The sequence below is a fragment of the Bradyrhizobium sp. U87765 SZCCT0048 genome, assembly GCF_018131225.1.
GTDB lineage: Bacteria > Pseudomonadota > Alphaproteobacteria > Rhizobiales > Xanthobacteraceae > Bradyrhizobium_A.
In genome coordinates, this window is the sequence record NZ_JAFCMM010000006.1 from 461,182 (window position 1) to 473,720 (window position 12,539).

The 12,539-nt window shown below is 68.3% G+C and carries 6 protein-coding genes and 1 riboswitch; of the genes, 4 read left to right on the plus strand and 2 right to left on the minus strand.

All coding sequences use genetic code 11. The features are described 5' to 3' along the window. Window positions 1-25: 25 nt before the first annotated feature. On the minus strand, window positions 26-391 hold the full coding sequence (gene gcvH, locus JQ639_RS32320) for a glycine cleavage system protein GcvH (RefSeq protein ID WP_211964118.1): 366 nt from the start codon (window positions 389-391) through the stop codon (window positions 26-28). 42 nt (window positions 392-433) lie between these two features. Continuing rightward, a complete protein-coding gene (gcvT, locus tag JQ639_RS32325) occupies window positions 434-1,585 on the minus strand; it encodes a glycine cleavage system aminomethyltransferase GcvT (protein ID WP_211964119.1) in 1,152 nt (383 codons plus the stop codon). 135 nt (window positions 1,586-1,720) lie between these two features. Then, a riboswitch (glycine riboswitch) is annotated at window positions 1,721-1,812 on the minus strand. Window positions 1,813-2,155: 343 nt separating this feature from the next. Here gcvT and alaS point away from each other — a divergent pair. From alaS to JQ639_RS32345, 4 genes are all read left to right on the plus strand, one after another. Beyond that, entirely contained in the window at window positions 2,156-4,816 is a 2,661-nt protein-coding gene (alaS, locus tag JQ639_RS32330) for an alanine--tRNA ligase (protein WP_211964122.1), read from the plus strand. Between the two features lie 251 nt (window positions 4,817-5,067). Further along, on the plus strand, window positions 5,068-5,823 hold the full coding sequence (locus JQ639_RS32335; protein ID WP_211964123.1) for a GNAT family N-acetyltransferase: 756 nt from the start codon (window positions 5,068-5,070) through the stop codon (window positions 5,821-5,823). Between the two features lie 337 nt (window positions 5,824-6,160). Further along, window positions 6,161-7,813 carry a ShlB/FhaC/HecB family hemolysin secretion/activation protein gene (locus tag JQ639_RS32340; RefSeq protein WP_349644664.1) on the plus strand — a complete coding sequence of 551 codons (1,653 nt, stop codon included), beginning with the start codon at window positions 6,161-6,163 and terminating at the stop codon, window positions 7,811-7,813. A 67-nt stretch (window positions 7,814-7,880) separates the two neighbouring features. Further along, window positions 7,881-12,539 (plus strand): beta strand repeat-containing protein (locus JQ639_RS32345; RefSeq protein WP_211990952.1); only part of this gene is annotated, 4,659 nt, incomplete at its 3' end.

The following is a 12,539-nucleotide window of genomic DNA, read 5'->3' on the forward strand; positions in this document are numbered from 1 at the left end:
CGGCGTGCGGCGGCGGTCGAAACGATCAGGCGGTGTGGGCCTTGTAGGCGGCCTCGTCCATCAGGCCGTCGAGCTCGCTCCTGTCGGCGATCCTGATCTTGAAGAACCACGCGCCGCCGGCGGGATCGGTGTTGACCAGCGCCGGGTCGGCGGCCAGCGCGTCGTTGATCGCGACGATCTCGCCGGTCAGCGGCGCGTAGACGTCGGACGCGGCCTTGACCGATTCGACCACGGCGGCGGCTTCCGCCTTCTTGAGCTGGCGGCCGACCTTGGGCAGCTCGACGAACACGACGTCGCCGAGCTGGGTCTGGGCGTAGTCGGTGATGCCGACAGTGGCGACGTCGCCATCGATCTGCAGCCATTCATGGTCGGCGGTGAAAAGCGTGGTCATGACCTGAATTCCTCTCTCGGTCTCGAAATCTCAGCGCAACAGTCAGCGTTTGTAGGCGTGGGGCACGAACGGCATCGGCGCGACGCGCAGCGGCAGGCGCTGCTCGCGCACTTCGGCGAACAGCTGGGTGCCGGTCTCGGCATAGGCGGCGGGCACGTAGCCCATCGCCACCGGCGCGATCCGGCTGGGGCCGAAGCCGCCGGAGGTGACGAGGCCGGCCTGCGCCGGATCGTCGGCATGGACGAACAGCGCGGTGTGGCCGCGCACCGGCGCGCGCCCCTCGGCGAGGAGGCCGACGCGGCGGCGCGGCGCCCCCTGGACGAGCTGGCGCAGGATGATGTCGGCGCCGGGAAAGCCGCCGGCGCGGGCGCCACCGGTGCGGCGCGCCTTCTGAATCGACCATTCCAGCGCCGCCTCGACCGGCGTCGTGGCAAAGTCGATATCCGGGCCATAGAGGCACAGGCCGGCCTCGAGCCGCAGGCTGTCGCGGGCGCCGAGGCCGATGGGTTGCACCGCCTCGGGCGCCAGCAGTTTTTCGGCGAGCGCGGCGGCCTCAGCCGCCGGCACGGAAATCTCGTAGCCGTCCTCGCCCGTATAGCCCGAGCGCGACACGATGCAGGGAATGCCCATCACCTGATGCGGGCCGCAGTCCATGAAGCGCATCGCGGCGGTGGTCGGCGACAGCGTCGCCAGGACCTCGGCCGCCTTCGGACCCTGCAGGGCGATCAGCGCGCGGTCGTCCAGCACCTCGATGTCGCAGGCGTCCGCAAGATGCGCCCGCAGATGGGCCTCGTCGTCGGCCTTGCAGGCGGCGTTGACCACCAGGAACAGGTGATCGCCGGCATTCGACACCATGAGGTCGTCGAGGATGCCGCCGCGGTCGTTGGTGAACTGGGCGTAGCGCTGCCGCCCGGGCGCGAGACCGAGGATGTCCTGCGGCACCAGGCGCTCCAGCGCCAGCGCGGCGTCTTCGATCCGGCCGGACTTCGGCCGCAGCCGGATCTGGCCCATGTGGGAGACGTCGAACAGCCCGGCGCTTGCGCGGGTGTGAAGGTGCTCCTTGAGCACGCCGAGGGGGTATTGCACCGGCATGTCGTAGCCGGCGAACGGAACCATCTTGCCGCCGAGGGCAAGGTGCAGCTCGTGCAGCGGCGTGCGCTTCAGGGCAGCGGAATCGGGGGGTGACGCGGACATCGGGCGGACTCCTGACGGGCCGGGGACCATCCCCCAAAACCGTCGAAGCCCCATCTGTCGCTGTGCCTGAGAGTATTATCCCGTCGGCGGACGCCTTTCCGGGGTCAGCCGGCCGCGTCGCTTTCCAGATGTCGTTCCATCACGCGGTCCTTTTGCCTGAGAGTTTCCGGGGCGGTTGCTCCTTCGGCGCCGGCCCTTTGGAGGCCGGTCTCTCCCGACGTGATGATCGTCTGGCGCGGAGAGAACACGCCCCGGGCAGGCCTGTCAACGCGCGGCGGGGGCCTATCAACGGTTCTTGTGGGGGAGGGGTAAGCCTTTGACGGGTGCGCCGAATTCATGCCCCGGAAATGCCCGTTTTCTGGACAGGGAAGCCCGCGGCCGGTAAAAGCGGGCGGGACAAGAGGAGCCTGCCGCGCCATACTCGCGGCCGGTTTCCCCACAGGGGGCGATTCCGGCGCGGCGGCCTGCCGTCGGCGCGGCTTCGCCCTGATCAGCAAACTTGAGCGCATTCAGCGCGGATGTTCAGGTATCCGGGACGCTGAACGGCCCGGACGGTGCGATTGGACGGATATGAGCGGCGTTAACGAGATCAGGTCTGCGTTCCTCAACTACTTCGCGAAGAACGGCCACGAGGTGGTGTCATCGTCGCCGCTGGTGCCCCGCAACGATCCGACGTTGATGTTCACCAACGCCGGCATGGTGCAGTTCAAGAACGTCTTCACCGGCCTTGAGAAGCGGCCCTACCAGCGCGCCACCACCTCGCAGAAATGCGTCCGCGCCGGCGGCAAGCACAACGACCTCGACAATGTCGGCTACACCGCGCGGCATCACACCTTCTTCGAGATGCTCGGCAACTTCTCGTTCGGCGACTACTTCAAGGATCGCGCCATCGAACTCGCCTGGAACCTGATCACGAGGGAATACGGGCTGCCGAAAGACCGCCTGATGGTGACGGTGTATTCCGAGGACGACGAGGCGTTCGGCCTGTGGAAGAAGATCGCCGGCCTGCCGGAATCCAAGATCATCCGCATCCCGACCTCCGACAACTTCTGGCAGATGGGCGATACCGGCCCGTGCGGCCCGTGCTCGGAGATCTTCTACGACCACGGCGAGCACATCTTCGGCGGCCCGCCCGGCTCGGCCGACCAGGACGGCGACCGCTTCATCGAAATCTGGAACCTGGTGTTCATGCAGTTCGAGCAGGTCGCGGGCGGCGTGCGCAATGCGCTGCCAAAGCCCTCGATCGACACCGGCATGGGCCTGGAGCGCATCGCCGCCGTGCTGCAGGGCAAGCACGACAACTACGACATCGATCTCTTCGCCTCGCTGATCCGCGCCATCTCGGAGCTGACCGGCGCCGACGCCGACGGTCCGCAGAAGGCGTCGCTGCGCGTCATCGCCGACCATCTGCGCGCGTCGTCGTTCCTGATCGCCGATGGCGTGCTGCCCTCGAACGAGGGGCGCGGCTACGTGCTGCGCCGGATCATGCGCCGCGCCATGCGCCATGCCCAGCTGCTCGGCGCGCGCGACCCGCTGATGTACCGCCTGGTGTGGGCGCTGGTGCGTGAGATGGGCCAGGCCTATCCGGAGCTGGTGCGCGCCGAGGCGCTGATCGAGGAGACGCTGCGCCTCGAGGAGACGCGCTTCCGCAAGACGCTGGAGCGGGGACTGTCGATCCTCGACGAGGAGAGCCGCTCGCTGTCGTCCGGCGACCGCCTCAAGGGCGACACCGCGTTCACGTTGTACGACACCTACGGCTTCCCGCTCGATTTGACGCAGGACGCGCTGCGCGCCCGCGGCATCGACGTCGACGTCGACGGCTTCAATGTCGCGATGGAGAAGCAGCGCGAGAAGGCGCGGGCGTCGTGGTCCGGCTCCGGCGACACCGCGTCCGAAGCGATCTGGTTCCCGCTGCGCGAGCGGCTCGGGGCCACCGAATTCCTCGGCTATGAGACCGAGAGCGCCGAGGGCGTGGTCTCGGCGCTGGTCAAGGACGGCAAGGAAACCGACAGCCTTCAGGCCGGCGACAACGGCATCGTCATCCTCAACCAGACGCCGTTCTACGGCGAGTCCGGTGGCCAGGTCGGCGACACCGGCGTCCTGAGCGGCGAGGGCGTGCGCTTCCGCGTCACCGAGACCCAGAAGAAGGCGGGCGACCTGTTCGTGCATGTCGGCACCGTCGAGCAGGGCACGCTCAAGGTCGGCGTGCCGCTGGCGCTCGAGGTCGATCACGCCCGCCGGACCTCGATCCGCGCCAATCATTCCGCGACCCATCTGCTGCACGAGGCGCTGCGCCAGGTGCTCGGCGACCACATCGCCCAGCGCGGCTCGCTGGTCGCGCCCGACCGGCTGCGCTTCGACTTCGTGCACCAGAAGCCGATCACGGCCGAGGAGCTGCGCAAGGTCGAGGACATCGCCAACGACATCGTGCTGGAGAACGGCGAGGTCACCACGCGCTCGATGGCGGTGGACGACGCCCGCGCCTCCGGCGCCCGCGCGCTGTTCGGCGAGAAGTATGGCGACGAGGTCCGCGTCGTCTCGATGGGCAAGGGCTCCGGCAATGCGCTGGGCTGGTCGGTCGAGCTGTGCGGCGGCACTCATGTCCGCCGCACCGGCGACATCGGCCTGATCTCCGTGCTCGGCGACAGCGCGGTGTCCTCCGGCGTGCGCCGCATCGAGGCGCTGACCGCGCGCGCCGCGCGCCATCATGCCAACACCACCATCCAGACCGCGAAGGCGGCGGCGGCAGAGTTGCGCACCACGCTCGACGACATGCCGGCGCGCGTCGCCGCGCTGATGGAGGAGCGCAAGAAGCTCGAGCGCGAGCTGTCGGACGCCCGCAAGAAGCTGGCGCTCGGCGGTGGCGGCGGCAACGGTGCGGCCGCGGGTGCCGACATCCGCACCATCGGCGACGTCAAGTTCCTGGGCCGCGCTGTTCAAGGCATCGAGATGAAGGATCTCAAGAGCCTCGCTGATGACGGCAAGAAGCAGGTCGGCAACGGCGTTGTCGCCATCGTCGGTGTCACCGAGGATGGCAAGGCCGGTGTCGTGGTCGGCGTCACGCCGGACCTGACCTCGCGCTACAGCGCGGTCGATCTGGTGCGCGTCGCCTCCGAGGCGCTCGGCGGCAAGGGCGGCGGCGGCCGTCCCGACATGGCGCAGGCCGGCGGCCCCGACGGCGCCAAGGCCGACGCCGCGCTGCAGGCGATCGCCACGGCGCTCGGCGCGTAAGCGGACAGCGCAAGTTCTGATACAAGGCCGCCGGCGCATGGCCGGCGGCTTTTTTTCGTCTTCGGCAATTCGTCAGGCAAACGCCGCACCGCGCTGTCGATCGCTCCTCGTGACTATTCCATGTCGGGGCATCGCTCACGCGGCAGACCCGTTCAATCCTGCCATGCCGCGCGCAGCTTGGCCGCCGTCGCGGGGCGCGGTATGAACGCGCACGCCATTCTGGCGTATGTGGTGATCCGGTGGAAACGAGCATGTCGCGGGACGTCCTGTCATGGCGGGCGGAGCACGCCTGCCTCAATGCCTGGCCGGCATTGTCCACGGTGCTGCATGACGGCTGGCTGGTGCGCTTCGCCGACGGGCTGACGCGCCGCGCCAACTCCGCCAATCCGCTGCATGCCGGCGCGCGCATGGATGGTGCGACCATCCAGTTCTTCGAGAACCTGTTTCGCGCCCAGGATCTGCCGCTGATCGTGCGTGTGCCGTCGATGCTCGATCCGTCGGTCGACCGCCACCTCGCCGATCTCGGCTACATCGCCGAGGGCGAAAGCCGCACCATCCATGGCGATCTCGCGGCGATGACCGTGCAGGCCGATGCGGCGGCGGAGATTCTCGACACGCCCGACGACGACTGGCTCGATCAGATCCACGCCCTGCAGGGCCGCACGCCGGCGCAGAGCGAGATCTATGAGGACATCATCGGCGCGATCGGCCTGCCGGCGGGCTTCGCCACGCTGCGCGAGGACGGCGAGGTGGTGGCGATGGCCTACGGCGCCGTCGACGGCGACATGCTGTGCTGCGAGTCGGTGGTCACCGCGACGGGCCATCGCGGCAAGGGCTATGGCCGCCGCATGATGTCGGCGCTGCTGCACTGGGCGGCGTCGCAGGGGGCCGAGAGCGCCTGCCTGCAGGTCGAGGCCGGCAACAGCGCGGGCGCCGCGCTTTATCGCAGCCTCGGCATGCACACCGAGCTGCACCGTTATCACTATCGCCGCCTGCCACGCGCGTGATCGCAGGCGTCGACAAGTAGCGCAAAATTGAGCGCGATGGATTGCGCGACCTTGGGTTGTTGAATCCGCGTCGGCATGTGGCTGTGCGTTTACCCTCGCATGGGAAGTGAGACTCTCAATCAATGCAATCGCGGCCGGCCCTCGTTTACAAAGTGTAAACGGAACGATAAGGCTCGCTTCAATGCGTTGGTCGATGACTTGCTGCGATGCGGCTGTCCTGACTTAAGTCCCTCATTGGACGAAAGCGAGAATGCTTGGGCTAAGGGCCGTCGGTTTCGGAATTGCAGCTGTGGTGTCGATGTCCGGGTCCGGATTCGCCCAGACGGCCTCGCAAATTGTGCCTCCCAGTTTTCGGCCCAATCTCGAGCGTCCAGGCGGCTTCACGCTGCCGGGCACGCCGGGGCTCGTGGTGCCTGCCGGCGCCGAGAAGCTTTTCGTCCGCCTCTCCGGCGTCAGCATCAAGGGCGGCCTGCCGCAACTGGCGGCGGCGAGCGGCGCGCTCGAGGCGCGGCTTGCCGGGCAGAAGGTGTCGGGCGCCGATATCTTTGCCGCCGCACGCGAGCTCGAAGCCGCGTATGCGAGGGCCGGCTATGTGCTGGTGCGGGTCGTTTTGCCGCCGCAACAGCTCAGCGATGGCGCGCGGCTGAAACTCGTCGTGATCGATGGCTTCATCGAGCGGGTCGAAACCCGCGATGTACCGGAGCGCGTGCGCGGCCGCATCATGACCCTGGTCGGGTCGTTGACCGGACGCCGCGGCCTCACGCTCGGCGAGATCGAACGTCGTGTCGTGCTGGCGGGCGATATTCCCGGCGTGATTCTGCGCTCCACGCTGATGCCGGGCAAGGGCGATGGCGCCACCGTGCTGGTGATCGATGCGACGCATCAGGCGGTGAGCGAGACGCTGACGTTCGACAACACACTGTCGAAGGCGCTCGGACGCACCACGCTCGGTGCCGGCCTCGATCTCAACAGCGTCGGCGGTTTCGGCGAGCTGGTCTACCTGCGTGCGGGCGGGCATCCCGACGGCGGCGACAACGGCTGGTTCGACCGCTATCCGCGCAACCGCACGCTGGCCGCGGGCATCGTGGTGCCGTTGTGGGTCGACGGTCTCACCTTCAATGCCGAATACACCGACGCCCGCACCACGCCGCTGGCGGTTGCGGGGATGCAGACCACCGACACGTTCGAGCGGCTGTCGCTGCGGCTGCGCTATGCCTGGCTGCGGGAGCGCACGGCCAACTTCAACAGCGAACTGGCGCTCGATGCCCAGGACGAACTCCAGAGCCTGTTCGTGGCCGGCGTGCCGACACCGCTGTCGCAGGATCGCCTGCGCATCGTGCGCTTCACCAATGATGGCGACCTGCTGACGCCGTGGGGCGGCACGGTGTCCGGCCGCGCCACGGCGTCGTTCGGTCTCGACGGGCTCGGCGCGCGCACCGCGGCGGAGGCGACGCCATTGCTGCCGTTGTCGCGCCAGGGCGCTGACGCCAGCTTCCGCAAGTTCGACATCAGCCTCGGCTACAGCCAGACGGTGATCGAGCATCTCGCGGTCAGCGTCACCGCGCGGGCGCAGACATCGTTCAACGCGCCGTTGCTGCGCAGCGAGCAGATCGGCATCGCCAACACCACGGGCCTGTCGGCTTTCGATGCCGGCACCGTGGTCGGCGACCAGGGCTACGTCGTACGCGGCGAGCTGTCGTCGCCATGGGCCCTGCCTGTCAGCCTGCCGATGCTGCAGGCCTCCGGGATCGGGGTGGTGGCGGCGCCGTATCTGTTCGCGGCTTACGGCGAGGTCACGCAGCGCGATCCGACGGCGCTGGAGGCCGCCTCGATTCGCGCCACCTCCTATGGCGCCGGCCTGCGGCTCGGCGGTGCGGCGCTCGGGCGGATTTCGAATGGCTCGCTGTCGCTGGAGTACGGCCATGCGACGCGCAGCGATGGCGTTGCCGCGGGCGACCGTTTCACGGTGGTGTCTGCGTTCAGGTTCTAGAGGGCGGTGCTGCCGACGAAAGAGCGGCACATCGGGGGGAGCGTTCGTTTTGTCCGGAGGTCATGTCATGACTGGTTTTGCCGAAGGCCGTTGCAGGTCGGTTCGCTACCGTCTGCGCGCGGCGCTGCTGCTGGCGACCACCGCGCTGACCAGTCCACTGCTCGCCGCCGCCGCCGCGGCGCAGACCCTGCCGACGGGCGGCACGGTCGCAGCCGGTTCGGTTGCGATTTCCCGGCCGTCCGCGACCCAGCTCACCATCGCCCAGTCGAGCCAGAGCGCGGTCGTCAACTGGCAGGGCTTCTCGGTGTCGCAGGGCGCGGCCGTCAACTTCGTGCAGCCCAATGCGTCCTCGGCGATTCTCAATCGCGTCACCGGCAATACGCCCTCGACCATCGCCGGCGCTCTCACCGCGAACGGCGAGGTCTATCTCGTCAATCCCAATGGCATTGCCATCACCCGCAGCGGCACGGTCAATGTCGGCGGCGGCTTCGTCGCCTCGTCGCTTGGCATCAGCGACGACGATTTCATGGCCGGCCGCCGCAATTTCGGCGGCAATGGCGCCTCGGCAGGTGTCAGCAATGCCGGCACCATCACCGTCGGTCGTGGCGGCTACGCCGCGTTGATCGGTGGCACCGTATCGAACTCCGGCAGCATCAGCGTGCCGCTCGGCAAGGTCGGGATGGGCTCGGGCGAGCAGGCGGCGCTGGATTTCTCCGGTGACGGCTTCCTGCAGGTGGCAATGCCGACCGAAGCCGGCGGCAAGGGAGCGCTGGTGCGCAACTCCGGCACGATCAGGGCCGATGGCGGCAGCGTCATTCTCACCGCGGCGACGGCGCGCGAGGCGGCGCGCAACGCCATCAACATCTCCGGCGTCGTGCAGGCGCGCTCGATCGGCGGGCGCTCCGGCTCGATCATCATCGGCGGTGGCGAGGGGGGCGTGGTCAAGATCTCCGGGCGGCTCGCGACGACCTCGCAGCGGCACGGCGGCGGCGCGATCACGGTCACCGGGCAGTCGATCCGCCTCAAGCACGCCACCATCGACGCGTCGGGCGCGACCGGCGGCGGCACGGTCAGGATCGGTGGCGACATGCATGGCGCGGGCCCGCTGCCGCAGGCGCAGTCCGTCAGCATGGATGCCGCGACCACGATCCGCGCCGATGCGACCCAGGCCGGCAATGGCGGCGAGGTGACGCTGTGGTCCACCGGCACCACGCGCGTGTTCGGCCTGATCAGCGCCATGGGCGGACCGGGCGGCGGTCATGGCGGCACCGTCGAAACGTCGGGGCATGTCGTCGATTTCAACGGCATCCGCATCAACACCTCGGCGCCGGCGGGCGCGACCGGCCTGTGGCTGGTGGACCCCATCGACCTCACGATCGACGGCGCCGCCGCCGCGACCATCAACAGCAATCTCGCCTCCAGCAATGTCATGCTGCAGACGACGGCGACCACGGCATCGGGGCCGGGCTCCCAGACCAGTGGCCTCGGCGATATCTACGTCAATGCGCCGATCAGCTGGAGCACGGCGAACACGCTGACACTGTCGGCGTACAACAGCATCAACATCGTCTCCTCGATCACCGCCAGCGGCAATGGCGGCCTGATCCTCACCACCAACAACCATGTCGGCGGCGCCAACGCGGCCGGCGCGCTGAATTTCTACGGCGGCAATGTCCAGCTGCTGGGAAGCAGTGCGGCGCTGACCATCAACGGCACGTCGTATACCCTGATCCGGACCGTGGCCCAGCTCGTCGCGGTCAACGGCAATCTGTCGGGCAACTATGCGCTCGCCAAGCCGCTCGACCTCGGCGGCACGACGTATACCGATGGCGTGATCGCGGGGGCTGCCGCCGGTGCTGGATTTACCGGGACCTTCAATGGTCTTGGCAACACCATCAGCAATCTGACGATCAACTCGACCGGGTCGAGCGTGGTTGGTTTGTTCGGGACGGTTGGCAATGGCTCGACCAATAATTCGGCCGGGACCGTGGCGAATCTCGGTCTGATCGGCGGCTCCGTGACCGGTTCGGCGCCAGGCGCCACGGTCGGCGCGCTCGCCGGCACCAATACGGGCACGATCATCAACGCCTATGCGACCACCGCGGTGACGGGCGGAGCCGGCGCCATGGTCGGGGGACTGGTCGGCTATAACTGGGGTGCGATCAGCAACGCTCACGCCGGCGGGACGGTCATCGACACGATGACCGGCAGCTGGGTCGGCGGCCTGGTCGGCTACAACGACGGCTATACGGGGGGTGGTGGCACCGGCACGATTACAAATGCCTATGCCACGGGCATGGTCTCCGGCGGTGGCGGCACCGGTGGAATCGGAACCGGCAGCGGCGCTGGCAGCGACACCGGCGGCCTTGTCGGCATCAACCAGGGCACGATCACCAATGCCTACGCGACTGGCGCGGTGAGCGCAGGCGCGGGCAGCTATTTCGGTGGTCTTGTCGGAGAGAACAACTTTTCCGGTGGCGTCGGAACGGTCAGCTACGGCTACTGGGACTCGACGACCTCGGGCATCAGCGCGGTCGGCCATGGCGCCGGAACGGCAATGACCACGGCGGCGCTGCAGAACGGATCGTTGCCGTCGGGGTTCGGCAGTGCGTGGTCCGCCATGTCCGGGCGCTACCCCATCCTCGGGCCGGCGGTTCTGACGATCAACTTCCTGTCGCAGACCGCGACCTACGGCACGGCCTATTCGCTCCAGCAGACCTCGGCGGCCTATACCGAAACGCTGAATGGCGTCGCGCTCACAGGGGGCAGCTTTATCAACCTGACCGGGTTGTCGCTCATCGCCGCCGGCACCGGCAGCGCGTCGGGGACGACCGCATCGACCAACGCCGGCAGCTATACGATCTCCGGTACCGGAGCCAGTGCCTCGGGTTTCATCATCAGCTACGGCACGACGCCGGCCACCCTGACGGTCAATCCGCTGGCGGTGACGCTCACGGGCACGCAAGCCTACAATGGCAGCACCAGCGTCGCGGCGGGCAGCCTCACGGTGTCCAACAGGGTCGGCTCCGACACGGTCGGCCTCAGCGGCTCGGCGTCGGTCGCATCCGCCAATGTCAGCGCCGGCGCGCAGACGCTCAACCTGGCGGGCCTGTCGCTGAGCAACAGCAACTACACGCTGACCGGCGCGTCGGGTACGGCGACCATCACACCGCTGGCGGTGACGCTGACGGGATCGAAGGTCTATGACGGCACCGCGACGGTGACGACCGCCGGTCTCACGGCGTCCAACAAGGTCGGCGCCGACAATATCGGTCTGACCGGCACCGCAACGGTGGCGTCCGCCAATGTCAGCGCCGGCACGCAGACACTCAACCTCGCGGGCCTGTCGCTGAGCAATGCCAACTACACGCTGAGCGGGGCGTCGGGCAGCTTCACCATCAATCCGCTGGCGGTGACGCTGAGCGGATCGAAGGTCTATGACGGCGGCACGTCCGTGGCCGCGAGCGGTCTGACGCTGGCCAACGGAATCGGGGGCGCAACCGCCACCTCGATCGGCCTGTCGGGATCGGGGGCAGTTGCTTCGGCCAATGTCAGCGCCGGCGCGCAGACGCTCGCGACCACGGGCTTTGCGGTGACTGACAGCAACTACACGGTGACCGGCGGCTCCGGCTCCGTGACCATCACGCCGCTGGCCGTGACGCTGACGGGCTCGCGCGGCTATGACGGCACGACCACGGTGGCCGCGGCCAGCCTTGCGGCTTCCAACAAGGTCGGCGCCGACAATATCGGGCTCACCGGCAGCGGTGCGGTGGCATCGGCCAATGTCAGCGCGGGCACGCAGACGCTGAACCTCGCCGGCCTGTCGCTGGGCAATACCAACTACACGCTGAGCGGGGCGTCCGGCAGCTTCACCATCCATCCGCTGGCGGTGACGCTGACGGGATCGAAGGTCTATGACGGCGGCACGTCGGTCGCGGCAAGCGGCCTGACGCTGACCAACGGCGTCGCGGGCGCAACGGCGACCTCGATCGGCCTGTCGGGATCGGGCTCGCTTGCATCTGCCAATGTCAGCGCCGGCGCACAGACGCTCGCGACCACGGGCTTTTCGGTGACCGACAGCAACTACACGGTGACCGGCGGCTCCGGCACGGTGAGCATCACGCCGCTGGCGGTGACGCTGACCGGTTCGCGCAGCTATGACGGCACCACCACGGTGACCGCCAGCAGCCTGACGGTTTCGAACAGGATCGGGACCGACAACATCGGGCTCACCGGCAGCGGCGCGGTGACGTCGGCGAATGTCAGCGCGGGGACGCAGACGCTGAACCTCGCCGGCCTGTCGCTGGGCAATACCAACTACACGCTGAGCGGGGCGTCCGGCAGCTTCACCATCCATCCGCTGGCGGTGACGCTGACGGGATCGAAGGTCTATGACGGCGGCACAACGTTCGCGGCAAGCGGACTGACGCTGACCAACGGCGTCGCCGGCGCAACGGCGACCTCGATCGGTCTGTCCGGATCGGGGGCGGTGGCCTCCGCCAATGTCAGCGCCGGTGCGCAGACGCTCATCACCACCGGCCTGTCGGTGACCGACGGCAACTACACGGTGACCGGCGGCTCCGGCACGGTGAGCATTACGCCGCTGGCGGTGACGCTGACCGGTTCTCGCAGCTATGATGGCACCGCCACGGTGACCGCCAGCAGCTTGACGGCTTCGAACAGGATCGGGACCGACAACATCGGGCTCACCGGCAGCGGCGCGGTG